The following is a 24,430-nucleotide window of genomic DNA, read 5'->3' as shown; positions in this document are numbered from 1 at the left end:
AAGGCCTGAGAACCTCATGCCCGCCAAGAAACTCACCAGCAACCGTGCGGCCCTCGGCCACCGCATCGGGTACGCCCTGCGCCACCCCGACCGGGTGCCCCGCCATGTCGCGCGCGCCGCCAGGGACCTGTGGCTCAGCCGCCGTCACCAGGATCACGTCTCCTACTACCGCGCGGTGATGCGTTCCGACACCCGGGCCGATCCGGACGCGGCGGTCGGCAGTCGCACCCGTGAACGGTGGCTGGCCCTCGGCGCCATGCAGTTCGACTACCTGCTCGGACACGGTCTGCGTCCGGAGCACAGGATGCTGGAGATCGGCTGCGGCAACCTGCGGGGCGGCTGGCGGTTCATCCGGCACCTGGAACCCGGCCACTACCACGGCATCGACATCTCACCCGACATCCTCGTGGCCGCGCAGGACACGATCGTGGAGATGGGGCTCCAGAAGCGGCTGCCGACCCTGACGCCGGTGCGCGACCTGACGCTGCGGTTCCTGCCCGAGGCCCACTTCGACGTGGTGCACGCGCACAGCGTCTTCTCGCACTCACCGCTCCCCGTCATCGAGGAGTGTCTGGCCAACGTGGGGCGGGTGCTCGCGCCCGGCGGCTGGTTCGACTTCACCTTCGACCGCACCGAGGGCGAGGAACACCACGTGCTGCGCGAGGACTTCTACTACCGCACGGACACCCTCGTCACCCTCGCCGGGAAGCACGGTCTGCGGGCCGCCTTCATGGACGACTGGGAGGAACTCCCGCACGGCCAGTCCAAGATCCGCGTGACCCTTGGGCCATGACCGGACCGGTGGGACATGGCCGGACCGGTAGGGCATGGCCGGACCGTTGGGGCATGACCGGAGCGGTGGGACATGATCTGACCGGGGGAGAGGGGAACATGGGGAGATGCGGATGAACGGATACCGGCTGCGGGCCCCGGCGGGCGTGCTGCTGGTGGCGGCTGTCGCGATGGCCTGCGGCGGACACCGGAACGGGGGCGAGTCGACGAACGCCACGGCCACCGCGCCTGCCACGGATCGGGGTACCACCACCGGCACCGGGCCCACCACACGCACCAGTACTGCCAGTGCCACTGCCACTGCCACTGGCACTGGCACTGGCACTGGCACTGGCACCGGAGCGTCGCCGACCGCACCGGCCCCTCGGTTCGACGAGGAGATCGGGTTGCCCGACGGCCGGCGGGTGGGCATGGCGTACGTGGAGGGGCGGGGACTCGTGGAACGGCACCGGGACGCGCACACGGGCGGGTGGAGCGCGCCGCGCGTGGTGTACGCGACCGCGACGGACCGGTGCCAGAGCCTCACGCTCAAGGCGTTCGACGGGACGGTCGCGGTCATCGCGGACTGGGGCTCCTACTGCTACGACGGCGAACCGCCCATGGAGTCGATCGCCGCGGTCGCGACGGCGGACCTCGCCCGCTGGGACACGAAACTCACCTGGAGCTTCGACGGCTGGACGAAGGTCACCGCCGTGGGCGACTCGGGGAACCTGCTCTTCACCAGGGATTCCACGGAGTGGCTGACCCGGCTGGGGTGGAGCCGGACGGACGGATTCGCGCAGGTGGAGGAGATCCCGCGCTGATTCCCGGGCCCCCTCCGACGAGCGCCGACGAACCGGAACGGGACGATCACGAACAGCGAGCGGCACACGCTGACTTGGTGTTTTACAGTGGCTCTCGCCAGTCCAGGAGACTCCGGAACCTGTGAGGTACACGCTCATCATGTCGACCGAAACGTTTGAGTTCCAGGTAGAGGCCCGTCAGCTGTTGCAGCTGATGATCCACTCGGTCTACTCGAACAAGGACGTCTTTCTCCGCGAACTCGTGTCCAACGCCTCCGATGCGCTGGACAAGCTGCGTCTCGCCGCGTTGCGGGACGACACGCTCGACGCCGACGTCTCCGACCCGCACATCGAGATCGAGATCGACGCGGAGTCCCGCACCCTGACGGTCCGGGACAACGGCATCGGGATGTCGTACGACGAGGTCGGCCGGCTCATCGGCACGATCGCCAACTCGGGCACGGCCAAGTTCGCGCAGGAACTGCGCGAGGCCCAGGAGGAGGCAGGGGCCGAGGGACTCATCGGGCAGTTCGGCGTCGGCTTCTACTCCGGCTTCATGGTTGCCGACGAGATGACGCTGCTGACCCGGCGGGCCGGCGAGAGCCAGGGCACCCGCTGGTCGTCGCGCGGTGAGGGTACGTACACGCTGGCGAGGGTGGACGACGCGCCGCAGGGCACGTCCGTCACACTGCACCTGAAGCCGGCCGACGCCGACGATCAGCTGCACGACTACACCGCCGACTGGACGATCAAGCAGATCGTCAAGCGCTACTCGGACTTCATCACCTGGCCGATCAGGCTGGTCCCGCAGGCTGCCCGCGGCGGCGCCACCGACACCACCGACACCTCCGACACATCCGACGCCACCTCCGACAGCGCGGAGAGCGCCGAGGCGGCGCCCGAACCCGAGACGCTGAACTCGATGAAGGCCCTGTGGGCGCGCTCGCGCGACGAGGTGTCCGACGACGAGTACCACGAGCTGTACAAGCACATCAGCCACGACTGGCGCGAACCCCTGGAGACCGTCCGGCTCCAGGCGGAGGGCACCTTCGAGTACCAGGCGCTGCTGTTCCTCCCCTCGCACGCCCCGCACGACCTGTACAACCAGAACTACCAGCGCGGTGTGCAGCTGTATGTGAAGCGCGTCTTCATCATGGACGACTGCGAGGCGCTCCTGCCGCCGTATCTGCGCTTCGTCAAGGGCGTGGTCGACGCGGCGGACCTCTCGCTGAACGTCTCCCGCGAGATCCTCCAGCAGGACCGGCACATCCGGATGATGCAGCGCCGGCTCACCAAGAAGGTCGTGTCGACGGTCAAGGACATGATGACCGCGGCTCCCGACCGCTACGCCACCTTCTGGCGGGAGTTCGGCGCCGTCCTGAAGGAAGGGCTGGTGACCGACTCCGACAACCGTGACACCCTCCTCGCCGTCTCGTCGTTCGCGACCACGCGCGGCGAGGACGAGCCGACCACGCTGAAGGCCTATCTGGAGCGGATGAAGGACGGGCAGGACGCCGTCTACTACCTGACCGGCGAGTCCCGGCAGAGCATCGAGAACTCCCCGCACATGGAGGCGTTCCGGGCGAAGGGCATCGAGGTCCTGCTCCTCACCGACCCGGTCGACGAGGTGTGGGTCGACGCGGTGGGGGAGTTCGAGGGCAAGCCGCTGCGGTCCGTCGCCAAGGGCGAGGTCGACCTCGGCGCGGAGGACGACGAGAAGGCCGACGGCGAGCGGGAGAAGCAGAGCGAGGAGTACGCCGGTCTGCTCGGCTGGATGAAGGAGCGACTGGGCGAGGAGGTCAAGGAAGTGCGGCTGTCGTCCCGCCTCACCGTGTCCCCGGCCTGCATCGTCTCCGACGCGAACGACCTCACCCCGGCGCTGGAGAACATGTACCGCGCGATGGGGCAGGAGGTGCCGCGCGCCCTGCGGATCCTCGAACTCAACCCTGATCACCAGCTGGTGAAGGGGCTGAACCAGGCCTACAACGAACGGGCCGACCGGGCGGGCCTCGCCGAGACCGCCGAACTGCTGCACGGTCTGGCGGTGCTCGCGGAGGGCGGGCGCCCGAAGGAGCCCGGACGCTTCGTCAAACTGGTGGCGGACCACCTGGAGCGCGCGCTGTAGTCGGCGCCGCGCGGACCGGGCAGAGCCTTCTGCCCGGTCCTCCGTCCGGAAGAGCCCTTCGTCCGGAAGAGCCCAAGCCCTTCGTCCGGAGCAGCCTCCGGCCAAGGCCAAGGCCACGGAGAAGTGCCAGTCCAGGGCCAGGTTCCAGGCCAGGGTCGAGGCCCGAATTCGACGCCCGAGCCGGAAGCCCTCTGCGCGGTTTCTTCACGCGGCGCACACCGAAAGTGCTAGTTGCTTGAGTCAATCAAGTGGGCTTACGATGCTGCGCAGTCGTGCAGAACCGCATCACCCACGGAGGCTCGGCCATGTCCCATGCGCAACCCGAATCCGCGGAGGCGTGGGAGGGGTCCGCCGCGCCGCGGGCCGGTCTCGTCGTGGCGGTGCTGGCCTTCGGCGGGATCGTGGTCTCGCTGATGCAGACCCTGGTGATCCCGATCGTCCCGGAACTGCCGAAGCTGCTGGACGCCCCGGCTTCGGACGCGGCCTGGGCGGTCACCGCCACCCTCCTCGCGGCAGCCGTCGCCACCCCTGTCATGGGTCGGCTCGGCGACATGTACGGCAAGCGCCGCATGCTGCTGGTCAGCCTTCTGACGCTGATCGCCGGATCGGTCACGGCCGCCCTCAGCGACGGGCTCGTCCCGATGATCGTCGGCCGGGCCCTGCAGGGGCTCGCCTCCGGGGTCGTCCCGCTCGGCATCAGCATCATGCGCGACGAACTGCCCGCCGAGCGGCTCGGGTCGGCCACCGCCCTCATGAGCGCCTCCCTCGGTGTCGGCGGCGCCCTCGGGCTGCCCGCCGCCGCGCTCATCGCGGACCACTTCGACTGGCACATGCTGTTCTGGACGTCGGCCGTCCTCGGCGTCGTCGCCGCCGTGCTCGTCCCGCTGATCGTGCCCGAGTCGAAGGTGCGTTCCGGAGGGCGCTTCGACCTGGTCGGCGCCCTCGGCATGGCGGCCGGGCTGGTGTGTCTGCTGCTCACGATATCCAAGGGCGCCGACTGGGGCTGGGGAAGCGGCACCACCCTGGGGCTCTTCGTCGCCGCGGTCGTCGTCCTGCTGCTGTGGGGCCTGTTCGAACTGCGCGTCGAGGAACCCCTGGTGGACCTGCGGACCACCGCCCGCCGCCAGGTGCTGGTGACGAACCTCGCCTCGATGGCCTTCGGCTTCTCCATGTTCGCGATGTCCCTGGTCCTGCCTCAGCTGCTCCAGTTGCCCGAGGCGACGGGCTACGGCCTGGGCCGGTCGCTGCTGGCCGCGGGGCTGGTCATGGCCCCCACGGGTCTGGTGATGATGGCCACGGCGCCGATCTCCGCACTGATCTCCAGGGCCCGGGGCCCCAAGGTGACCCTGATGCTCGGCGCCGTCGTCGTCGCCGCCGGGTACGGCCTCAACATCGTGCTGATGGGCGCGGTGTGGGAACTCGTCCTGGTCTCCTGCGTCATCGGCGCCGGCATCGGCTTCGCCTACGGGGCCATGCCCGCGCTCGTCATGGGCGCGGTGGACCCCTCCGAGACAGCCGCCGCGAACAGCCTCAACACCTTGATGCGGTCCATCGGCACCTCCACCGCCAGCGCCGTCGCCGGGGTGATCCTGGCCCGGATGACCACCACCTTCGGCGGCGCCGCGCTGCCCTCGGAGAACGGCTTCAAGGTGGTCATGGCCGTCGGCGCCGGAGCGGCACTCCTCGCCCTCGTCGTCGCCGCGTTCATCCCGCGGCAGCGGACGGCGGCCACGCCGGACGCCGAGCACGTCCCGGCCGACCCCGACCTGTCGGTGCCGACCCAGTCGCTGCCCGTTTCCTCGCCGGCCGCTTCCGCCGGGCCCGCCGCTGCCGAACCCGCCGTCGCCGGGCCGGCCGTCACCGAACGGGACGAGCGGGCCGTGGGCGCCGCGGTCGCCGTCCCGCTGGCCCGCGCGGTCGCGGAACTCGTCGCGACGGTCCCCGGGCTGACCGACGGCGGTCCGGCCGGTGTCGGGCACCCGATACGCGGGCGGGTGCTCGGCGCGGAGAGCGTGCCGGTGGGTGGCGCCGCGGTCACCCTGATCTCGCTGGGCGGGCGGCAGTTGAGCCGGGCGGTGGCCGGGGCGGACGGCTGCTACGCCGTCGAGGCGCCGGGGGAGGGCACCTACGTGCTCATCGCCGCCGCCGACGGGCACCAGCCGCAGGCGACGACCGTCGTGGTCGGGGCGACGCCGGTGAGCTACGACGTGCTGCTCAGCGGCACCAGCGGCCTCGCCGGCACCGTGCGCTCCGTGGACGACGGGGCACCGGTCGCCGGGGCGGTGGTCGTCCTCACGGACGTGCGCGGCGATGTGCTGGTCACCACACGGACCGACGGCACGGGCGGGTTCTCCGTCACCGAACTGGTCCCGGGTCCGGTGACCCTCGCGGTGAGCTCGCCCAAGCACCGGCCGTTGGCACTGCCCGTGGAGATCGGCGCCACCGGTGTCACCCGGGTCGACGTCGAGTTGCGGCCCGGCGCGCTGGTGCGGGGCACAGTACGCGGCGCGGGCACTCCGCTGGGCGATGCGCGGGTGACCCTGGTGGACGCCGCCGGGAACGTCGTGGCGACCACCACCACCGGCAGCGACGGGGCGTACGCCTTCTCCGACCTGGACGGCGGCCAGTACACGGTCATCGCGACCGGCTACCCGCCCCGCGCGACCGGCGTCCGTCTCGGCGGCGGTGACGTGGACGACCACGACATCGAACTCGCCCACATCGGGGACTAGTCCACCGGCCGGCGCCACACGGAGCGCGCGGTGCGGGGCCACGGCGCCCGCCACCCGCGTGGCTGCCGTGCTGCCGGTCGGCCCGGCCGCCTCGACGGGCAGGATGGTTCTGTGCTGCATGAACCGCGACCGGCGGGAAGCGGTGGGGCATGACCCACGTCGAGGACGAACCGACCGACCACCCCGCGTGCTGGACCCGCGCCGCACGGGAAGTACGGCGGTACGCGGGCGAGTTGCCGAAGGATCCCGACGCGGTCGACCCGCGCACCTACCTGAGCGCGGGACGGGAGGCCATGGCGCGCACCGTCGAGCGGACCATCGCGGGGCGGGCCGCCGCCCGCAAAGCCGCCGCGTCCGCCCCGGGCCCCACCGGCGTGGTGCTCAGCCCCGCCCGACGGACCTCAGCACCACGAACTTCCGGTCACCGGCGACCGGTTCACAGTTGCCGAACAGCCGCTTCAGCTTCACGTGATAGCCGAGGTGCCGGTTGCCCACCACCCACAGCTCGCCGTCCGGCCGCAGCGCGCGCCGGGCCCCCGTGAACATCCGCCAGGCCGTGGCGTCCGTCGTCGCCTGGTGGGAGTGGAACGGCGGGTTGTTCAGCACGACGTCCACACTGCCGTCCGCCACCCCCGCCATCCCGTCCCCGACCCGGAACTCGGCGTGCCCCGGCACCCCGTTCGCCTTGTACGTGGCCTCCGCCGACGCGACCGCCTGGAACGACTCGTCCGTGAACAGCACCTCGGCCTCCGGGTTGGCCAGCGCCACCGCCGTACCGACGATCCCGTTGCCGCAGCCCAGGTCGACGACCCGGAGGTTGCCGCCGGTCCTCGGCAGGTGCTGGAGGAGGAACCGGGTGCCGATGTCGAGCCGGTCGGCGCAGAACACGCCCGCGTGGTTGACGACCGGACGGCCGGCGAGGGCGCCGCCGAGGTCGCCGGGAAGGTCGTAGGCGTACGGCCACGGGCTGGCGGGGCGCTTCAGCGACGGGTCCGGGGTGCAGAGGATCAGCCGGGCCTTCTGCTCGGCGAGGGAGGTCCGGGTCGGCCCGAGGATCCGCTCGAACAGCCGCAGCGTGGAGGTGTGGATCTCCTTCACCATGCCGGTGCCGACGACGACCGTGGCCGCGTGCACGGCGGGCGCCAGCCGCATCAACTGGTCCTCGAGCAGCGCCAGGCTCTTGGGCACCCGGACCAGGAGCACGTCGATCCGCTCCGGCACCGGGTCCTGGGTGGTGAGCAGCCGGACGGCGCCGGTCTCCACGCCGGCCCGCGCGAGGTTCGCCCGGGTCGCCTCCTGTCCCAGCCAGGAGTCGGTGATCTGCGTCGGGCGGTGCGCCGCGAGCGCCGTCACCAGCGCGCCCCAGCGGTCGCCGAGCACCACCACGGTGCCGGTCAGCGGAACGTCCTGCTCCGCGAGGTGCCTGAGCAGGTACGCGTCGGACGCGTCCCAGGCACGCAGCCTCTCGCGCGGATCCTCGGGGTGGCGGGCCAGCGTGACCTCGCCCCACGGCGTCGTCATACGGTCGTTCATCGTGCTGCAAGGCTAACCGAGCCGCAGCTCAGGCCCGGTGTCGGACTCGTGGCGGAGGATGGGCCCATGGACTCCGAGCTGTTTCCCCGGGAGCGTGCGCAGGTGGCGCCGGGCGCGCTGCACGTGCCCGACTGGCTGGACCCGGCGCACCAGCGTGAGCTGCTCACCGCCTGCCGGGACTGGGCCCGTCCGCCGGCCGGCCTGCGCACGGTCCGTACACCCGGCGGCGGCACGATGACCGCCCGCCAGGTCTGTCTGGGCTGGCACTGGTACCCGTACGCCTACGCCCGCACGGTCGGCGACGGGGACGGCGCGCCCGTCAAGCCCTTCCCCGCCTGGCTGGGTGAGCTGGGCCGGCGTGCGGTGGCCGAAACCCTCGGGCCGGCCGAGGCCCGGGAGGCCCCGTACGACATCGCACTGATCAACTTCTACGACGGCGACGCCCGGATGGGCATGCATCGTGACGCCGACGAGCGGTCCGGCGCGCCCGTGGTGTCCCTCAGTCTCGGCGACACCTGCGTCTTCCGCTTCGGCAACACCGAGACCCGCGCCCGTCCCTACACCGACGTAGAGCTGCGCAGCGGCGACCTGTTCGTGTTCGGGGGGCCGGCCCGGCTCGCGTACCACGGCGTGCCGCGCGTCCTGCCGGGGACGGCGCCGGCCGCGCTGGGGCTGGACGGGCGGCTGAACGTCACCCTGCGGGTCAGTGGCTTCCCGGACGCCACCTGACGAAGCGGATCATGGGAGACTCGCCCTCATGAGCGGCAAGGCGGACCCCCGGCCGGCGGGGGAAGGGACCACCTCGAGGGCGCGGTTGGACCGGGGGCGTGGCGCGCTCGGGCCCGCGCTGGAGCTCGTGCACACCGGGCGGGCACCCACCCGCGCGGTGCTCACCGCCGAACTCGGCGTCACCCGTGCGACGGCCGGCGCGGTCGCGGCGGAGCTGGAGGCGCTGGGCCTGATCAGGGTCGACGCGCGGCCGGGCGCCGCCGCCGGTTCGCAGGGCCGTCCGTCCCACCGGCTCGAGGTCGCCGAGGAAGGCCCGGTCGCCCTCGCCGCGCAGGTCCACGCCGACGGGTTCCGGGCCGCGCTGGTCGGTCTCGGCGGGCGGATCGTCGCCACCACGCCCAGCTGTGAAACCGTCGACGCGGACCCCGCCAAGGTGCTCGGCGCCGCCGTCGACGCCGGCGCCGAACTGCTGCGGCAGACGGGCCGGCCCTGTGTGGGCGCCGGCCTCGCCGTACCGTCCGCGGTCACCGAACCCGAGGGCCTTGCGCTGAACCCCCTGCACCTGGCGTGGCCGGTGGGCGCGCCCGTGCGGGAGATCTTCGCCGAGCGGATCCGCGCAGCCGGGCTCACCGGCCCCGCGTTCGTCGGCAACGACGTCAACCTCGCCGCCCTCGCGGAACACCGGCACGGCGCCGGACGCGGCGCCCGCGACCTGTTGTGCGTGGCCACCGGGCACCGGGGTGTCGGCGGCGCGTTGGTGCTCGACGGCCGACTGCACACGGGCAGTTCGGGCCTCGCCCTGGAGGTCGGCCATCTCACCGTCAACCCCGAGGGCCGCCCCTGCTACTGCGGCAGCCGCGGCTGTCTCGACGTGGAGGCGGACCCGCTCGCCCTCCTCACCACCGCGGGCCGCGAACCCGGGCCCGAGGGCTCCCTGCTCCAGCAGGCCAACGAACTGATCCGGGACGAGTACGGCGACCCGGTGGTCCGTATGGCGGCCGAGGCCCTGATCGACCGGCTCGGCCTGGGGTTGGCCGGTCTGGTCAACATCCTCAACCCCGACCGCATCATCCTCGGCGGCCTGCACCGCACGCTCCTCGACGCCGACCCCGACCGCCTGCGCGCGGTCGTCGCGGACCGGAGCCTGTGGGGCCGCAGCGGCGGTGTCCCCATCCTCGCGTGTTCCCTCGACCACAACAGCCTGGTCGGGGCGGCCGAGCTGGCCTGGCAACCGGTGCTGGACGACCCGCTGGGCGCGCTGCGCCCCCTGTGAGCCGCGCCGCGTCGCACAGGGGGCGCAGGGCCCACAGCCCGGCCCCCGGCTCACGGTCCGGCCCCGGCCGATAGTCCGGCTCCCCAGCTCACGGTCCGGCTCCCCGGCTCCCGGCTCACGGTCCGGTCCCGGCCCACAGCTGGCCCGGTCCGCAGTCCGATGCCGGCCCCCGCGCGGGCTGCCCGCAGGAAGCCCGGTCCGCAGTCCGACCGGGTCCGCAGCCCGACCCGGCCAACGGCCCGACCCGGCCAACGGCCCGACCCGGCCAACCGCCCGACCCGCCCAACAGCCCGGCCCCGGCCCGCGGTCCGGCCCCACCGCAGCCCGACCGGGGCCGCAGTCCGCCCCGGCCCCCAGCGCGCCCGGGCCCGTGGGCGCGCCCGCCGGCCGGCCGGGCTCGGAGTCCAGCTCGGCTCACAGTGCGGACCGCGCACAGTCCGGCCCCGGCCCGAAGCGCTGCTTCGACGACAGTCCGGCCCCGCCGAGAGTCCGGCCCCGCCCGCAGGGCTGCTGCGCCTACCGCGTGGCACCGCCGTCGATCACCACGTCGGTGCCGACGACGGAAGCCGCGTCGTCCGAGGCCAGGTACAGCACGGCTTGGGCCACCTCCTCCGTCGACGACACCCGGCCCAGCGGTGACTGCTCCTTCATCCGCAGGGCACGCTCGGCCTCGGACTCGCCGGGCCGCAGCGACATGGCCGTCTCGGACGGGCCGGGGCTGACGGCGTTGATGCGGACGCCGTCGCGTATGTGCTCCAGCGCGGCGCCACGGGTCAGGGCGGTCACGGCCGCCTTGCTCGCGGCGTAGGCGGTCAGGCCCGGAATCTGGCGGTGCACGCCGATGTTGGACGACACGTTGACGATCGCGCCGCCACCCGGCTGCGACCGCATCTGCCGTACCTCGGCCCGCAGGGCGAGAAAGACACCGGTCAGGTTGGTGTCGACCATGGACCGCCAGTCCTCCTCGTCGACGTCGGCCAGCGGCCGCCCCGCCCGCAGGACCCCCGCGTTGTTGACGGCGACGTCGAGTGAGCCGAAACGGTCGACGACCGCGCGGACGAGCGCGTCCAGGTCGGCGGCGCGCGAGACGTCGGCGACCCGGGCGATCGCGGTCCCGCCGGCCCGCTCGACGAGCCCGGCCGTCTCGTCGAGCGAGGCGCGCGTGCGCCCGGCCACGACGACCGCGGCCCCCTCGGCGGCGAAGGCGAGGGCGAGGGTGCGTCCGATGCCGGAGCCACCGCCGGTGACGAGTGCGGTGCGGCCGGAGAAACGATTCCGAGACATGCCAGTCCTTTCCAGACCGATCATTCCAATATGTGGGCAGGTGAAAGTGGCCCCGACATTTCTCCAGGGCGGGTCGGTCGATCAGTCCAGCAGGGTGAGCGCCTGCTCCGCCGCGTCCCGCACCCGCGCGGGATCCGATGAGGCCTTGCCGACCACTCGCAACCCCTGGAGCAGGACCAGCAGCATGCGCGCCAGTCCGCGCGGATCACGCCCGGCCGGCAGTTCGCCATGCGCCCGCGCGCGCACCAGCGCCGACTCCAGCAGTGTCTCCAGGTGCTCCCAGCCCCGCTCGACCCGGCGGGCCGCGGCGAAGTCGTGCGCGGCCAACTCCGCCGCCGTGTTGGTGGCGAAACACCCGTAGGTACGGGTCGCCTCGTCCGTGGCCTCCGCCGCGAACCGCCGCACCACCGCGCGCACCGCGGGGAGTGCGGGCCCCGGCTGCGACAACTCGTCCAGTAGGAGCGGCTGGTGTGTTTCCCCGTACCGGTCAAGCGCCTTCAGATACAGGTCGTGCTTGTTGCCGAAGGTCGCGTAGAGGCTGGCGCGTCCGATGCCCAGGTGCTCGACGAGGTCCGCCATCGAAGTCGCCTCGTAGCCGCGCCGCCAGAAGAGCTCCAGTGCCGACTGGAGAGCCGCGTCCGGATCGAACTCCTTGGTTCTCGCCATGAGGTGACGCTAGATCAATCGAGAACGAGTGGTCAAGTATGGGACGTGGTGTCGGTCAGTCGCCTTCGCAGGCGTCGGTGCGGAACTCCTCGATCGACGCGGTCGCATACCCGTCGGCGTCGGCGCCCCGCACGTCACCGGCGAAGTAGCGGACCTCGCCCGGTGTGAGCGCGGCCAGGTCCGCGAGCGTGAAGGACACGTCGGCCGTGGACCACGAGTTGTCCTCGGTCGCTCCGTACAGGACGTAGGTGCGCTGCCGTTCGAGCGCCGTCGACATCGCCCTGTCGACGCTCCAGCCCTCGCCGCCGGTGTGCAGCGGCCAGGTGACGTAGCCCGTGGCGGGCTCCGTGCGGCGCCAACTCCCCACGTCCTCGGACTCGTCACCGCTGCCCTGGGTGTACAGGATTGCCGCGTCGATGTGGTGGTGACAGACCATCAGCACACCGACCGGCTGTCCGTCCTCGTCCACCGTGATGCCCGTGCCGCCCGCGACCGGCACCGTGCAGCCGGTCAACGAGGCCAGCACCGCGGCGCCGGCGCAGGCCGCGGCGGCGTACCGGATCCGCATGGTCACCCCCCTGGGAGACTCACATCGTGGTCCTCCCCGCGGCAACGGACAAGGCACGTAAGCCAGTTGTTACCGGACCCGCGCCGCACACCGCAGCCGGTCGCGGACCCGCGGCACACCGGGGTCGGCCGGACGACGCACCCGAGGAACGGCTCGACGTGCTGCACGCCCGGCTGGTCGAGGACCTCTCCGGGTCTCCTGGGTCCGAAATCCCGCCCCAGGAGACCCGGATCGGCCGCCCCGCCGCCGTCCTGGCCCACGAGCGGCCGAACCCGATGCTCGACGGCCGCCGGGCGTGGCTGGACGGTCCGGTCGGCGCGGCGTCGAAGTAGGTTGACGTCATGACAGACGAACTGACCGTGAGTGTCCTGGGGACCGGCATCATGGGCGCCGCGATGGCCCGCAACCTCGCCCGGGCCGGTCATACCGTGCGCGCCTGGAACCGCACCCGGGCCAAGGCCGAACCGCTCACCGCCGAAGGCGTGCGGGTCGTCGACACCCCCGCCGAGGCGGTCGAGGGAGCGGACGTCGTCCTGACCATGCTGTACGACGGCCCCGCCGCCCTGGAGGTCATGCGCGAGGCCGCTTCCGCCCTGCGTCCCGGGACGGCCTGGGTGCAGTCGACGACCGCCGGGATCGGGGCCATGGGCGACCTGGCCGCCTTCGCCCGCGCGCACGACCTCGTCTTCTTCGACGCGCCCGTGCTGGGCACCCGGCAACCCGCCGAGGCCGGTCAGCTGACCGTGCTGGCGGCGGGCCCGAGCGAGCACCGCGACGCGGTCGCGCCCGTGTTCGACGCGGTGGGCGCACGCACGGTGTGGACGGGTGAGGACGGCGGCGAGGGCAGCGCGACACGTCTGAAGCTGGTGGCCAACAGCTGGGTCATCGCGGCCACCGCCGCGGCCGGCGAGGTCCTCGCCCTGTCGCAGTCCCTGGAGGTCGACCCGGAGGCGTTCTTCGCGCTGATCGAGGGTGGCCCGCTCGACATGGGGTACCTGAAGGCGAAGACCGGCCTGATCCTCGACGACCGGCTCTCGCCGCCGCAGTTCGCGGTGACGACGGCCGCGAAGGACGCGCGTCTGATCGTCGAGGCCGGCCGTGAGCGCGGCGTCCGGCTCGACGTGGCGGCGGCGAGCGCCGAGCGTCTGGAGCGGGCCGCCGCTCAGGGCCACGGTGACGAGGACATGGCCGCCGCCTACTTCGCCAGCTTCGACAAGAAAGCCTGAACCGCGAGGAGACCCCGTGTCCAAACCCCCGCTTCCGCCCGAGGCCGTCGAACTGCTGAGCCGCCCCAACCCCTGTGTGATGGCGACCCTGCGCTCCGACGGAACCCCCGTCTCCACCCCCACCTGGTACGTCTGGGAGGACGGACGCGCCCTGATCAGCCTGGACGAGGGCCGGGTCCGGCTCCAGCACCTGCGCCGCGACCCGCGCCTGACCCTCACCGTCCTGGCCGCCGACAACTGGTACACGCACGTCACCCTCATCGGACGGGTGGTCGAGCTGCACGAGGACGAAGGCCTGACCGACATCGACCGTATCTCCACCCACTACACGGGCAAGTCGTACCCCGACCGGGTCCGCTCCCGGGTCAGCGCCTGGATCGAGGTCGACCGCTGGCACGGCTGGGGCGCCCTCAAGGACAGCGACCAGGCGTCCCCCTGACCGTCCCGAGACCGCGGCGCCCCGCCGGCACGGCCGCCGCCGGCGGCACTGCCGGCAGCGCCACCGGGCCGGCAGCGCCACCGGGCCGGTTTTCAACGCCACTCGACGCCGAAGGCCCGCCCCGGGTTCTCCGCGAGGATCCGCGTCACGAGTTCCTCACCCACGGCGAGCACCAGGCGCGGCCGGACCCGGCGCAGCAGATACGGCATTCCGGGGCCGCCGTCGACCGAACGGGCCGCCGCCGTCGTGGTGTCACCGCCCAGCAGGAGCCGGTCGCCGTAGCCGGCGTCGGCGAGGGCCCGCACGGCGTCCGGCATCCGCCAGTCGGTGGCGTGGTTGGCGCGTGACGGGCCGTCGAAGGCCAGCCAGCAGCCCGCCTCGGCGGCCAGGCGGTGCACCACCGCGTCGGGGGAGCGGTTGAGGTGCCCCAGGATCACCCGGTGCGGGGGCACGCCCAACTCCCCGCACAGCAGATCGAGTACGTCGAGCACGCCGGTGCCCAGCTCCAGATGGACGGCGATGGGCGCGTCCGTCGCGTGATGCGCCTCGGCCGCGGCGGTCATGGTCCAGCGGGTGTGCGCGTCGAGGGCGTGGAACCCGCCCGCGACCTTGACGAGCCCGGCGCGGACCTCCGACGTCCCGATGCCCTCGGTCAGTTCGGCCACGAACACCTCGGCGAGCCGGTGTCGCAGACCGTCGAGCGTCGCCTCGTCGTAGTGCACGTCCTGGTGCAGCCCCGTCGCGGCCACCAGCTGGACCCCGGTCTCCCGGGACAGCGGGGGCAGATCCGCCGCGCGCCGTCCGAGACCGTACGGCGTCCACTGCACGACGGCGTCACCGCCCTGCGCGCGGAACGCGTCGAGTTCGGCGCGCGCCGCCGAGCGGCTGTTCAGCTCCTGACCGGGCAGTCGGGGACTGCCGAAGAACAGGTGGTCGTGCGCGTCGCACACACCGAGCCGCTCGGCCGGGACGTCCCCGAGTACCGTCCGTACCGCCCTCACCACTGCCTGCCCCCGGTCAGGGCGGTCCGCTCCGGCGCCGACAGGTGCAGCACCCGGAACAGGTCGCCGTCGGCCTTCGGCGTGTCGTGCTCCCAGAGCGAGAAGTGCAGGCTCTCCCAGCGGCTCGTGTCCACCGCCGCCGCCGCGAGCACCGCCCCGTCCTCCCGGGCCAGCCGCCCGGCCTCGTCCACCGCCTCCCGCACGGCCTCGGAGAGCACCGCCCCGTCCGGCACCGGTCGCCGCCGCCGTACGGCGAACAGGGCGGGGGAGCCGACGGCGACGCCCTCCTCGTAGGCCAAACCCGTCCACTGACGGACCGTCGGGCGGCCGAAGTCGTCGCTCAGCCCCTGGAAACCGCCGCCCCAGAGAAACGCGTTCATGCCCTCCACGGTGTTCCAGAGGTAGAACGGCGCGTACTGGTTGACGGGCGAACCGTGCACCCCGCGTTCGCGCATCAGGTACGCCTTGAGGCCGAGGCCCTCCCAGTCGTCGAGCAGCGGCCCGACCCGGGACGCGCGCGCGTGGATGACGTCCATGTCGTAGTCGGCGGGCAGCGTGAGCTCGTACTGCATGGCGTGCACGGGGCCTCCTAGTCGGCCGAACGAGGTGCGAGGAGCGAGAGCAGCCCGCGGACTGCCGCGTCGAAGGCGGCGGGCGAACCGGACGCGCGGGCCAGCACGTATCCGCCCTGGACGGTTGCGAGGACGGTGGCGGCGATCGCCTCGCCGTCCAGCTCGGGCCCGAACTGCCCCTGCTCCTTGCCCTCTTCCACGAGATGCGCGATCCGTTCACGGATCAGGTCGATCGTCTCGTCGACGGGTGCGCGCAGCTCGTCACTGGCGATCACGTCCGGATCCATCGTCAGGCGCCCGACGGGACAGCCGCGCAACACGTCCCGCTCGCGCGTCAGATACGCCTCGATGCGCTCGTACGGTGTGCCCGGCCCGTCCAGTACCCCCTCGGCGGTGGCCCGCAGCTCGTCGGCCGTCCGCCGGATCGCCGCCAGGGCGAGGTCGGGTTTGCCCTTGAAGTGGTGGTACATGCTGCCCTGCCCGGCGCCGGCGCGCTCCAGGATCGCCTTGGGGCTGGTCCCCACGTAACCGCGCTCCCAGAGCAGCTCACGGGTGGACTCGATGAGTCGCTCCGAAGTGCTCATGAGCCGACTGTACATACTAGTAGTTACAGACGTCCAGCCCTCAGGGAGCAGCCAGGACGGGCGCGCGTACTCCCGGCGACGTACGCGCACTGCCGCTGCCCGTACGACGACCCGGACCCCCGCCCGGCGAGACGCTCGAGGCATCACACAGATCCCCTGAGGAGATGACCCGAGATGAACACCCTGGCGAACTGGGACGGTGGCGGACCCGGCCCGTGGATCCTGTTCCTCCCGCTGATCTGGGCGGCCGTGGTGATCGGCGTCGTCACGGTCCTGCGCCGCACCGGTCGGCGAGGCCGTCGTGGCCCCTGGGGCCCGGTCGGCGACCCCCGCCCCACCGGGGACTCGCCCCTCGCCGTCCTCGGCCGTCGTTTCGCCTCCGGCGAGATCGACGAGGACGAGTACTGGCGCCGGCTGTCCGTCCTGGACGAGCAGTTCGGCCGCGCGGCCAAGGGCGGTGCGGCATGAGCACCGCGACCGCCACCACGGCCACGCGCAACGCCGCGCGGGTCGTCGACGCCGTGAAGGTCTACGGCGCCGGCGACACCGCCGTACGGGCCCTGGCCGGGGTGAGCGTCGCCTTCCCGGCCGGACGCTTCACCGCGATCATGGGCCCGTCCGGCTCGGGCAAGTCCACCCTGATGCACTGCGCCGCGGGTCTGGACACCCTCACCTCGGGCGCCGCGTACATCGGCGACACCGAACTGCGCACCCTCGACGACCGTCGCCTCACCCTCCTGCGCCGCGACCGGGTCGGTTTCGTCTTCCAGGCGTTCAACCTGGTGCCCACCCTGACCGTCGAGGAGAACATCCGGCTGCCACTGGACCTGGCGGGCGAGCGGGGCGAGTCGGAGTGGATCGACGCCCTCGTGGACGGCGTCGGGCTGCGCGACCGGCTCCGTCACCGGCCCTCCGAGCTCTCCGGCGGTCAGCAGCAACGCGTCGCCGTGGCACGGGCGTTCGCCGGCCGGCCGGACGTGGTCTTCGCCGACGAGCCCACCGGCAACCTCGACTCCCGCACCGGGGGAGAGGTGCTCGGGCTGCTCGCCCGCACCGTGCGCCGCACCGGCCGCACGGTCGTCATGGTCACTCACGATCCGGTCGCCGCCGCCCAAGCCGACGAGGTCGTCTTCCTCGCCGACGGACGGCTCGTCGACCGGATGGAGTCCCCGACCGCCGACCGCGTCCTGGACCGCATGAAAGCATTCGAGGTGCCGTCATGAACGCGTCCCTCCGCCTGAGCCTCTCGTCCCTGCGCGCCCACCGGCGCCGCTTCGCCGGAACCTTCCTGGCCGTCTTCCTCGGCGTGGCCTTCCTGGCCGGAACGCTGGTCATGGGGGACACCCTGCGCGCGAGCTTCGACTCGATGTTCGGCAACGCGACCGCGGGCACCGACGCCGTGGTGCGGGGCTCCGACACCATCACTGCCCCCGGCGGGAGCCAGGGCGTACGGCAGCCCGTCAGCACCGGCCTGGTGCGCACGGTCGAGGCCGTGCCCGGCGTCGCGGCCGCCGCGCCCGACATCCAGGGCGCGGGGCAGGTCGTCGGCGCCGACGGCAAGCCGATCGGTGGCCAGGGCCCGCCCACCCTCGCGGGCAACTGGATCACCGACCCGCGGCTCAACCCGTACCGGCTCGCCGAGGGCCGCGCCCCGGCCCGGTCCGGCGAGGTCGTCGTCAACCGGGGCACCGCCGAGAAGGGCGGCCTGGAGATCGGCGACACCACCACGCTGCGTACGCCCGACCCCGTGCGCGTGACGATCGTGGGCCTCGCGACCTTCGGCGGCGAGGACGGCATGGCGCAGGTGACCTTCACCGGCATGACCCGCGCCGACGCCGAGAAATACCTCACCGCCAGGCCCGGCCGGGCGGCGGACATCGTCGTGCGCGCCGCCCCGGGAGTGAGCCAGGCGGAGCTGGTCGACCGGCTGACTCCCGTACTGCCCACAGGAGTCGAAGCCATCACCGGTCAGGAGGCGGCGCAGGAGAACACCGACATGATCGCCAGCCGGTTCCTGACGGTCTTCACCACGTTCCTCCTGGTGTTCTCCGGAGTGGCCCTGCTGGTCGCGACCTTCTCCATCCACAACACGTTCGCGATCGTCGTGGCTCAACGCGCGCGTGAGAACGCTTTGTTGCGCGCTCTCGGCGCCTCCCGTCGTCAGGTGACCGCGGCGACCCTCGTCGAGGCCGTGGCCGTCGCCGTGACCGCTTCGGCCGCCGGACTCGCGGGCGGCATCGGTATCGCCGCCGGGCTCCAGGCGCTGTTCCCGGCCATCGGATTCCCCTTCCCCGAGGGCGACCTGGTGATCGGCGCCCTGTCGCTGACCCTCCCCCTCGTGGTCGGCGTCCTGGTCTGCCTGGGGTCCGCGGTGCTGCCCGCCGTGCGGGCCGGCCGCACCGCCCCGCTGGCCGCGCTGCGCGAGACGGCCGTGGACTCCTCGGGCGCCTCCCGCCTGCGCGCCGTCACCGGCACGGGCCTGATCGTCCTCGCCCTCGTGCTGACCCTCACCGGCGTCCTCGTCTCGCCGTCCGTGTGGTCGGCGGGTGCCGGAGCCGTCCTGGCCCTGATCGCCTTCGTCGTCCTCGGCCCGGTGGCCTCCAGCACGGCCGTGCGGATCCTCGGCAGTCCCCTGGACCGGCTGCGGGGCGTCAGCGGAGGGCTCGCCCGCCGCAACGCCCTGCGCAGCCCCAGGCGGACGGCGGCCACCGCCGGCGCCCTGATGATCGGCGTCGCCGTGGTCTCGCTCTTCACCGTGTTCGGGGCCTCCCTCAAGGCCACCATGGACCAGACCGTCTCCCGCTCCTTCGCGGGCGACGTGGCCGTCAGCGCTCCCTCCTTCGGCGCCGGCGGCAGCGGACTCAGCCCGAAGCTGGCCCCGGCCATCGGCGAGCTGGCCGAGGTGGACACGGCCGTCGGGCTCGGCCGGGGAGTCGCGGAAGTCGACGGGAGAGGACGGGCGCTGACCGTCACCGACCCGGTCGCACTGCGCCGCGCCTTCGACCTCGGCACCGTTCAGGGTGACCTGGGCGCCCTCGGGACCGACGGCATCGCAATCACCCGGCAGGAGGCGGACCGCCGCCACCTGACCACCGGTGACACCGCCCGGCTCGCCTTCACCGACGGCGACGAGAAGACCTTCACCGTGCGCGCCGTCTACGGCCGCTCCGAACTCGCAGGCGACTACGTCATCACCCGCGCGGCCTGGGCGCCGCACCGTACGCAGGACGCCGACACCCTGGTCGCCGTCTCCTTCGGGGACGGCGTGAGCCCGGCCGCGGGCAAGGCTGCCGTGGAAAAGGTCGCGGCGCAGTACGGCAACCCCGAGGTGCAGACCCGCGACGAGTACGCGCGATCCTCGGCCGGCGGCATCGACATGATGCTCACACTGGTCTACGCCCTGCTCGCCCTCGCGGTGCTCATCGCACTCCTGGGCATCGCCAACACGCTGACCCTGGCGATCCACGAACGCACCCGGGAACTCGGTCTGCTGAGGGCCGTCGGCCAGACCCGGTCCCAGCTGCGGGCCATGGTCCGCTGGGAGTCGGTCCTGGTCGCCGCGTTCGGCACGGCGGGCGGCCTGGCCCTCGGCGGCTTCCTCGGCTGGGTGCTGGTCCGGGCCTCCGACGGGGCGAGCGACAGCGCCTTCGCCTTCGCGGTGCCGCCCGCGCGACTCGCGGTGGTGGCCCTCGTGGGCGTCGCGGCCGGAGCCCTCGCCGGCCTGCGTCCGGCCCGGCGCGCGGCCCGGCTGGACGTGCTGCGCGCCATCGCGGCGGAGTGAGGTACACCCGAACGGCGTACACCTCGGGGACTGGTCACCGTGATCACTGCGGACGTCCGCCCCCAGGGTGACGTCACCGCCCGGTCAGCCGACGACGGCCGACCGGGCGGGGGCATGTGCGGGCCGCAGATCGTCGACGGAGACGACCTCCGTGAACCGGGGCGAGACCTGCTCCCGGGGCGTACGACGCGGCGGACGCGCCGACAGCTCGCGCGCGGCGACGGGCGCAGGCAGCGTGAACCACACGACCTTGCCCGACTCGCCGTCCGGCCGGGCGCCCCAGCTCTCGCTCACCGCGGCGACCATGGCCAGCCCGCGCCCACAGGTGGCGAGAGCCCCGTCGTCGACGGCCCCCACGACCGGCAGGCGCGGGTCGTGGTCGCGAACGGAGACGGTGAGCCGGTCGAGCAGCAGCTCCATCTCCACGACGCACGTCTTGTCGGGCTGCGCGTGCAGGTGCACGTTGGTCAACAACTCCGTCACACCGAGCGCGGCCCGGTCTATGAGCGGATCCATATGCCAGTAGCGCAGCTGCGCCGATACGATTCTGCGGACCTGGCCGATCCGCGACGGCAGGGCCTGAAGCTCGACCGTGCAGTGCCTGCTTGGGTTGGTGATCACGGCTGCGACTCCCCGACTTAGGTCCGGAAGAACACGGAGTTCGGATCGAGCAGGGCAACTGCGCAAGGCGGCCGCCTGCTGTCGTGGCCGGCGGGGGCTGGTTCGCAGCGTTATCGCCGGTAAACCCAGAGTGACGTGAGACCAGAGTGGCGCAGGGGCCGCGGTGCCGCAACTCGCGGTGGTCCGGCCGCCCGCCGGGGTCTTCGTCGGCGCCGGCTCAGCCGCCGCGCCCCGCCGCCCTGCGCACGGCCTCGATGAAGCGGCGCGCCGCGGGCGGCCCGGGTTCGCCGGGCGCCGGATCGTGGTCGCCGAGCGTCAGCAGATACCGCTTGCCGTTGAGGTCGGCCAAGGCCCGGTCCTCCGGTGCGAACCAGGGCCTGGAGGCGCGGACCGCCTGCACGGGCGCACTGTCGATCTCGCTGCCGTAGCTGGTCAGCAGCTCCAGCCTGCCCTCATTGATCCGGACCTGGCCGGCTCGGGTGAGTGAACGCAGCCGCTTCCCGATGCGCACGCCCGTAGCCGTGAACTCCGGCTCCGCCATGCCTCCCCGCCCCCTTGTACGCCTGGGCGAGCCGAACCGTGCACCCGCGTGGGTCGTGATCCAGCCCGCGTCGTGATCGAACCTGTCCTCGATCCAGTGTGCGCCCCCGTTCGGGACCCGCGTCCGGACCGGCGTCATCACCAGCCCGGGCCTTCGCCCGACCCGGTGCAGTCTGCCCGCGACCGGCGTCGAGCACCAGTGCGCACGACACCTCGGCGACACCCGTCCGGAGCATTCGCGGGAATGCGCCCCCACGCGCCCGCAGCTGCCCCCCAGGGCCGCCTTTGAGGCTCCCAAAGGTGTGTTTATGCAGGTGAGAAGCGTGTTGAAGGTGCCTATGATCGGTGTGTCGGCCGCGCGGACCACCGTCGGCGCAGAGCTGAAGGAGTCCCCGCCGTGACCATGCCCCAGCCCAGCCGGACCGGCGCCACCCTCGACGTCGACCGCACCGACACCGCCTACCGCGACTGGCTCAAAGAAGCCGTCCGCAAGGTCCAGGCGGACGCCAACCGCTCGGCCGACACGCATCTGCTGCGCTTCCCCCTCCCAGAGAAATGGGGCATCGACCTGTACCTCAAGGACGAGTCGACCCACCCCACCGGCAGCCTCAAACACCGGCTCGCCCGCTCTCTCTTCCTCTACGGGCTGTGCAACGGCTGGATCCGGCCGGGCCGTCCGGTGATCGAGGCGTCCAGTGGGTCGACGGCCGTCTCCGAGGCGTACTTCGCCAAGCTGATCGGGGTGCCCTTCATCGCGGTCATGCCGCGTACCACGAGCGCGGAGAAGATCCGCCTGATCGAGTTCCACGGCGGCCAGTGCCACTTCGTCGGCGACCCCCGCACGATGTACGAGGAGTCGGCCCGCCTCGCGGTGGACAGCGGCGGCCACTACATGGACCAGTTCACCTACGCGGAACGGGCCACGGACTGGCGCGGCAACAACAACATCGCCGAATCCATCTTCCGCCAACTGGAACTGGAGCGGTTCCCGGAGCCCGCCTGGATCGTGGCCACGGCCGGCACCGGCGGCACCTCCGCGACCCTCGCCCGGTACGTCCACTACACGCAGCGCAACACCCGCATCTGCGTCGCCGACCCGGAGAACTCGTGTTTCTTCGAGGGCTGGACCACCGGCGATCCGGACGTCACCTGCGACTGCGGCTCACGCATCGAGGGCATCGGCCGCCCGCGCATGGAGCCCAGCTTCGTGCCCGGCGCCGTCGACCGCATGATGAAGGTCCCGGACGCGGCCGCCGTCGCCGCCGTACGAGCGCTGGAACGGGCCATCGGCCGCAAGGCGGGCGGCTCCACGGGCACCGGACTGTGGAGCGCGCTGAAGATCGTGGCCGAGATGGTGGCCGACGGACGACAGGGCAGTGTGGTCGCGCTGCTGTGCGACCCGGGCGACCGCTACCTCGACAAGTACTACTCGGACACCTGGCTCGCCGACCAGGGCCTGGACATCGCCCCGTACACCGCCGTCATCGAGTCGCTGCTGGCCACGGGCGTCTGGCGGACCTGACCCCCCGGACCCGCTCCCCGAGCCGGAGGGCCGTGACGCTCAAGGGGTGAGCCGGCGCTCCAGCCGCGTCATCGCGTCCCGGAACGAGCGCCCCAGACCGGCTCGGGCCGGCCGCATGACCGCCCGGAACACCCCGTTCCCGTCGGCGGCGAACGTCCACTGCACCCGCGTCCGCGGCCCGGCCGGCGACAGCCGCCACTCCTCGACCAGCGCCCGGAGGCCCGGCGCGTTGGTGACGTCCACGCGGTAGGCGTACACCTGTGGCCCGTCCGCCGCGATCACCGTCTCCCGGAAACGGCCGCCGCCCCTCAGCCGTACGTCGCGCCCCGCACCTCCGTCCCGGGGCCGGACGGACGTCACGGCCGGGAACCACTCGGCCCAGCCGGACACGTCCTCGGCGAGCGCGTGGAAGACACGCTCGGGTGAAGCGGACACCTCCCGGGCGAAAACCAGCCGTACGGGAGCCGTACCGACGAAGCCGAGCCCTTCGGGGCGCAACCGGTGAGCCATGCGCGCAACCTCCTCACGGCGAGGAACGGGTGCGTCACCCTAGCCGCAGCCCCCTCAGATGTCTGTACCCTCACCGGGCTCGCCCGCGACCACCAGCCGGCGCAGGTGCTCGGAGATCTCCGCGCGCGCCGCCCCGGGCAGCCCCGCGTCCGTCACCAGCGTGTCGACCTGCTCCAGCGCCGCGAACGAACTGAGGCCCACCACGCCCCACTTGGTGTGGTCCGCGACCACCACGACCCGGCGCGCAGACTGCACCAGGCGCCGGTTGGTCTCGGCCTCCGCGAGGTTCGGCGTCGACAGGCCCGCTTCGGCCGATATCCCGTGCACGCCGAGGAACAGCATGTCGAAGTGGAGTGCCGCGATGGCCTGGTCGGCGACCGGGCCCACCAGCGAGTCCGACGGTGTACGCACCCCGCCGGTCAGCACGACCGTGGCCGCGCCCTGCCGGGGACCCGAGGAGCGCTGCGCCATATGGAAGACGTCGGCCACCCGCACCGAGTTGGTCACCACCGTCAGGTCCGGCACGTCCACCAGATGGTGCGCCAGCGCGAACGTCGTCGTACCGCCCGACAGCGCGATCGCGCTGCCCGGGGTCACGAGTTCCGCCGCCGCCTTCGCGATGTCCTCCTTGGCGGTCAGCTCCAGGCCCGACTTCGCCTCGAAGCCGGGCTCGTGGGTGCTCGCCTCCACCACCGGTACCGCGCCGCCGTGCACCTTCTCCAGGACACCCTGGCGCGCCAGCGCGTCGAGGTCGCGGCGCACCGTCATGTCCGACACGCCGAGCTTGCGGGTCAGCTCGTTGACACGGACGCCGCCGCGACGGCGTACCTCGTCCAGGATGAGGGCGCGGCGCTGCTCCGCGAGGAGGTTCTGATTCTCACTCACGTACGCTCCGGTCCTTTCCCTCGACCCGTCCGACAGGCCCGCTCACCTGCTCCGACGAGGACATTCTCGCCGATGCCGGTGCGGGGGCGTCCCATCCTCGCACGGCTCGCTCACAGCTGGTCCACCACCCCGACGCGTCCATGCCACCCAGGCGGCGCACCGGCTTTTCCGCACGGTCCGGGGAGGTTCTGTGACAGGAGGTGTATCAAGCCCTGGGAGTGGCGATCCTTATGTCCGCACGGACACATGTCGAAGGCGTGTCACG

Annotated in this window: 24 protein-coding genes; 13 read left to right on the top strand and 11 right to left on the bottom strand. The window is 72.6% G+C overall.

Annotation, left to right across the window (positions count from 1 at the left end):
- The first annotated feature begins 16 nt into the window (after positions 1-16).
- From ACIPFH_RS36250 to ACIPFH_RS36235, 4 genes are all read left to right on the top strand, one after another.
- Complete coding sequence (locus tag ACIPFH_RS36250) at positions 17-793, top strand: class I SAM-dependent methyltransferase (RefSeq protein WP_401833463.1); 777 nt, start codon at positions 17-19, stop codon at positions 791-793.
- Between the two features lie 385 nt (positions 794-1,178).
- Positions 1,179-1,595 (top strand): hypothetical protein, encoded by a 417-nt coding sequence (locus ACIPFH_RS36245; protein ID WP_401833461.1) that lies wholly within the window; start codon positions 1,179-1,181, stop codon positions 1,593-1,595.
- Positions 1,596-1,734: 139 nt separating this feature from the next.
- Positions 1,735-3,699, top strand: a complete 1,965-nt coding sequence (htpG, locus tag ACIPFH_RS36240) for a molecular chaperone HtpG (protein ID WP_401833459.1) — start codon at positions 1,735-1,737, stop codon at positions 3,697-3,699.
- A gap of 305 nt (positions 3,700-4,004) precedes the next feature.
- Positions 4,005-6,431, top strand: a complete 2,427-nt coding sequence (locus ACIPFH_RS36235; RefSeq protein WP_401833458.1) for an MFS transporter — start codon at positions 4,005-4,007, stop codon at positions 6,429-6,431.
- A 381-nt stretch (positions 6,432-6,812) separates the two neighbouring features.
- Here the strand turns inward: ACIPFH_RS36235 and ACIPFH_RS36230 are convergent, their stop codons facing one another.
- Complete coding sequence (locus tag ACIPFH_RS36230) at positions 6,813-7,952, bottom strand: methyltransferase (protein ID WP_401833605.1); 1,140 nt, start codon at positions 7,950-7,952, stop codon at positions 6,813-6,815.
- A 78-nt stretch (positions 7,953-8,030) separates the two neighbouring features.
- On the opposite strand from ACIPFH_RS36230, the gene ACIPFH_RS36225 reads away from it, so the two are divergent.
- Both ACIPFH_RS36225 and ACIPFH_RS36220 read left to right on the top strand, forming a co-directional pair.
- Entirely contained in the window at positions 8,031-8,693 is a 663-nt protein-coding gene (locus tag ACIPFH_RS36225) for an alpha-ketoglutarate-dependent dioxygenase AlkB family protein (protein WP_401833457.1), read from the top strand.
- A 28-nt stretch (positions 8,694-8,721) separates the two neighbouring features.
- Positions 8,722-9,966: an ROK family protein gene (locus ACIPFH_RS36220; protein ID WP_401833454.1), complete on the top strand. Its 1,245-nt coding sequence runs from the start codon at positions 8,722-8,724 to the stop codon at positions 9,964-9,966.
- A gap of 516 nt (positions 9,967-10,482) precedes the next feature.
- Here the strand turns inward: ACIPFH_RS36220 and ACIPFH_RS36215 are convergent.
- From ACIPFH_RS36215 to ACIPFH_RS36205, 3 genes are all read right to left on the bottom strand, one after another.
- The gene (locus ACIPFH_RS36215) at positions 10,483-11,250 is read right to left on the bottom strand and encodes an SDR family NAD(P)-dependent oxidoreductase (protein ID WP_401833453.1); all 768 of its coding nucleotides are present in this window, start codon (positions 11,248-11,250) and stop codon (positions 10,483-10,485) included.
- Between the two features lie 81 nt (positions 11,251-11,331).
- Positions 11,332-11,916 carry a TetR/AcrR family transcriptional regulator gene (locus tag ACIPFH_RS36210; RefSeq protein WP_401833451.1) on the bottom strand — a complete coding sequence of 195 codons (585 nt, stop codon included), beginning with the start codon at positions 11,914-11,916 and terminating at the stop codon, positions 11,332-11,334.
- Positions 11,917-11,971: 55 nt separating this feature from the next.
- Positions 11,972-12,484 (bottom strand): hypothetical protein, encoded by a 513-nt coding sequence (locus tag ACIPFH_RS36205; protein ID WP_401833450.1) that lies wholly within the window; start codon positions 12,482-12,484, stop codon positions 11,972-11,974.
- A gap of 158 nt (positions 12,485-12,642) precedes the next feature.
- On the opposite strand from ACIPFH_RS36205, the gene ACIPFH_RS36200 reads away from it, so the two are divergent.
- From ACIPFH_RS36200 to ACIPFH_RS36190, 3 genes are read left to right on the top strand one after another with little or no spacing between them, the layout of a single operon-like run.
- Positions 12,643-12,816, top strand: coding sequence for a hypothetical protein (locus ACIPFH_RS36200; protein WP_401833448.1), 174 nt, complete (start codon positions 12,643-12,645; stop codon positions 12,814-12,816).
- Positions 12,817-12,825: 9 nt separating this feature from the next.
- On the top strand, positions 12,826-13,710 hold the full coding sequence (locus ACIPFH_RS36195) for an NAD(P)-dependent oxidoreductase (protein ID WP_401833447.1): 885 nt from the start codon (positions 12,826-12,828) through the stop codon (positions 13,708-13,710).
- Positions 13,711-13,726: 16 nt separating this feature from the next.
- A complete protein-coding gene (locus tag ACIPFH_RS36190) occupies positions 13,727-14,149 on the top strand; it encodes a PPOX class F420-dependent oxidoreductase (RefSeq protein ID WP_401833445.1) in 423 nt (140 codons plus the stop codon).
- A gap of 92 nt (positions 14,150-14,241) precedes the next feature.
- Here the strand turns inward: ACIPFH_RS36190 and ACIPFH_RS36185 are convergent, their stop codons facing one another.
- The 3 genes from ACIPFH_RS36185 to ACIPFH_RS36175 are packed head-to-tail and all read right to left on the bottom strand — an operon-like array spanning position 14,242 to position 16,306.
- A complete protein-coding gene (locus tag ACIPFH_RS36185) occupies positions 14,242-15,150 on the bottom strand; it encodes a phosphotriesterase (protein ID WP_401833443.1) in 909 nt (302 codons plus the stop codon).
- Positions 15,147-15,731, bottom strand: coding sequence for a DUF4865 family protein (locus tag ACIPFH_RS36180; RefSeq protein ID WP_401833442.1), 585 nt, complete (start codon positions 15,729-15,731; stop codon positions 15,147-15,149). The genes ACIPFH_RS36185 and ACIPFH_RS36180 overlap by 4 nt, the downstream gene beginning before the upstream one ends.
- An 8-nt stretch (positions 15,732-15,739) precedes the next feature.
- Positions 15,740-16,306, bottom strand: a complete 567-nt coding sequence (locus ACIPFH_RS36175) for a TetR/AcrR family transcriptional regulator (protein WP_401833440.1) — start codon at positions 16,304-16,306, stop codon at positions 15,740-15,742.
- A 174-nt stretch (positions 16,307-16,480) separates the two neighbouring features.
- On the opposite strand from ACIPFH_RS36175, the gene ACIPFH_RS36170 reads away from it, so the two are divergent.
- From ACIPFH_RS36170 to ACIPFH_RS36160, 3 genes are read left to right on the top strand one after another with little or no spacing between them, the layout of a single operon-like run.
- Positions 16,481-16,774 carry an SHOCT domain-containing protein gene (locus ACIPFH_RS36170; protein WP_401833438.1) on the top strand — a complete coding sequence of 98 codons (294 nt, stop codon included), beginning with the start codon at positions 16,481-16,483 and terminating at the stop codon, positions 16,772-16,774.
- A complete protein-coding gene (locus ACIPFH_RS36165; protein WP_401833435.1) occupies positions 16,771-17,529 on the top strand; it encodes an ABC transporter ATP-binding protein in 759 nt (252 codons plus the stop codon). Before ACIPFH_RS36170 ends, ACIPFH_RS36165 begins: the two co-directional genes overlap by 4 nt.
- Positions 17,526-20,087, top strand: coding sequence for an ABC transporter permease (locus ACIPFH_RS36160; protein WP_401833433.1), 2,562 nt, complete (start codon positions 17,526-17,528; stop codon positions 20,085-20,087). Before ACIPFH_RS36165 ends, ACIPFH_RS36160 begins: the two co-directional genes overlap by 4 nt.
- An 84-nt stretch (positions 20,088-20,171) precedes the next feature.
- On the opposite strand, the gene ACIPFH_RS36155 is transcribed toward ACIPFH_RS36160, so the two are convergent.
- Positions 20,172-20,708, bottom strand: a complete 537-nt coding sequence (locus ACIPFH_RS36155) for an ATP-binding protein (RefSeq protein WP_401833431.1) — start codon at positions 20,706-20,708, stop codon at positions 20,172-20,174.
- Positions 20,709-20,925: 217 nt separating this feature from the next.
- Entirely contained in the window at positions 20,926-21,249 is a 324-nt protein-coding gene (locus ACIPFH_RS36150) for a hypothetical protein (RefSeq protein WP_356258797.1), read from the bottom strand.
- 402 nt (positions 21,250-21,651) lie between these two features.
- Between ACIPFH_RS36150 and ACIPFH_RS36145 the strand changes: the two genes are divergently transcribed.
- Positions 21,652-22,770 carry a PLP-dependent cysteine synthase family protein gene (locus ACIPFH_RS36145; protein ID WP_401833604.1) on the top strand — a complete coding sequence of 373 codons (1,119 nt, stop codon included), beginning with the start codon at positions 21,652-21,654 and terminating at the stop codon, positions 22,768-22,770.
- Positions 22,771-22,809: 39 nt separating this feature from the next.
- Here ACIPFH_RS36145 and ACIPFH_RS36140 read toward each other — a convergent pair whose 3' ends face one another.
- Both ACIPFH_RS36140 and ACIPFH_RS36135 read right to left on the bottom strand, forming a co-directional pair.
- Positions 22,810-23,280, bottom strand: a complete 471-nt coding sequence (locus ACIPFH_RS36140) for an SRPBCC family protein (protein ID WP_401833429.1) — start codon at positions 23,278-23,280, stop codon at positions 22,810-22,812.
- 54 nt (positions 23,281-23,334) lie between these two features.
- Positions 23,335-24,165, bottom strand: coding sequence for a DeoR/GlpR family DNA-binding transcription regulator (locus ACIPFH_RS36135; RefSeq protein ID WP_401833427.1), 831 nt, complete (start codon positions 24,163-24,165; stop codon positions 23,335-23,337).
- Between the last annotated feature and the right edge of the window lie 265 nt (positions 24,166-24,430).

Source organism: Streptomyces sp. NPDC088157, assembly GCF_044741545.1.
Classification (GTDB): Bacteria; Actinomycetota; Actinomycetes; order Streptomycetales; family Streptomycetaceae; genus Streptomyces.
The sequence above is the reverse complement of the archived record's forward strand: the minus strand, read 5'-3'. Positions and strand labels throughout refer to the sequence as shown.

Bases quoted from the DNA above. Each gene is read 5' to 3' on its own strand.
- ACIPFH_RS36145 (WP_401833604.1), top strand. From the start codon at position 21,652: ATGCCCCAGCCCAGCCGGACCGGCGCCACCCTCGACGTCGACCGCACC.
- ACIPFH_RS36175 (WP_401833440.1), bottom strand. From the start codon at position 16,306: ATGAGCACTTCGGAGCGACTCATCGAGTCCACCCGTGAGCTGCTCTGG.
- ACIPFH_RS36195 (WP_401833447.1), top strand. From the start codon at position 12,826: ATGACAGACGAACTGACCGTGAGTGTCCTGGGGACCGGCATCATGGGC.
- ACIPFH_RS36215 (WP_401833453.1), bottom strand. From the start codon at position 11,250: ATGTCTCGGAATCGTTTCTCCGGCCGCACCGCACTCGTCACCGGCGGT.
- ACIPFH_RS36225 (WP_401833457.1), top strand. From the start codon at position 8,031: ATGGACTCCGAGCTGTTTCCCCGGGAGCGTGCGCAGGTGGCGCCGGGC.
- ACIPFH_RS36220 (WP_401833454.1), top strand. From the start codon at position 8,722: ATGAGCGGCAAGGCGGACCCCCGGCCGGCGGGGGAAGGGACCACCTCG.
- ACIPFH_RS36160 (WP_401833433.1), top strand. From the start codon at position 17,526: ATGAACGCGTCCCTCCGCCTGAGCCTCTCGTCCCTGCGCGCCCACCGG.
- ACIPFH_RS36250 (WP_401833463.1), top strand. From the start codon at position 17: ATGCCCGCCAAGAAACTCACCAGCAACCGTGCGGCCCTCGGCCACCGC.
- ACIPFH_RS36230 (WP_401833605.1), bottom strand. From the start codon at position 7,952: ATGACGACGCCGTGGGGCGAGGTCACGCTGGCCCGCCACCCCGAGGAT.
- ACIPFH_RS36210 (WP_401833451.1), bottom strand. From the start codon at position 11,916: ATGGCGAGAACCAAGGAGTTCGATCCGGACGCGGCTCTCCAGTCGGCA.
- ACIPFH_RS36150 (WP_356258797.1), bottom strand. From the start codon at position 21,249: ATGGCGGAGCCGGAGTTCACGGCTACGGGCGTGCGCATCGGGAAGCGG.
- ACIPFH_RS36205 (WP_401833450.1), bottom strand. From the start codon at position 12,484: ATGCGGATCCGGTACGCCGCCGCGGCCTGCGCCGGCGCCGCGGTGCTG.
- htpG (WP_401833459.1), top strand. From the start codon at position 1,735: ATGTCGACCGAAACGTTTGAGTTCCAGGTAGAGGCCCGTCAGCTGTTG.
- ACIPFH_RS36165 (WP_401833435.1), top strand. From the start codon at position 16,771: ATGAGCACCGCGACCGCCACCACGGCCACGCGCAACGCCGCGCGGGTC.
- ACIPFH_RS36235 (WP_401833458.1), top strand. From the start codon at position 4,005: ATGTCCCATGCGCAACCCGAATCCGCGGAGGCGTGGGAGGGGTCCGCC.
- ACIPFH_RS36140 (WP_401833429.1), bottom strand. From the start codon at position 23,280: ATGGCTCACCGGTTGCGCCCCGAAGGGCTCGGCTTCGTCGGTACGGCT.
- ACIPFH_RS36170 (WP_401833438.1), top strand. From the start codon at position 16,481: ATGAACACCCTGGCGAACTGGGACGGTGGCGGACCCGGCCCGTGGATC.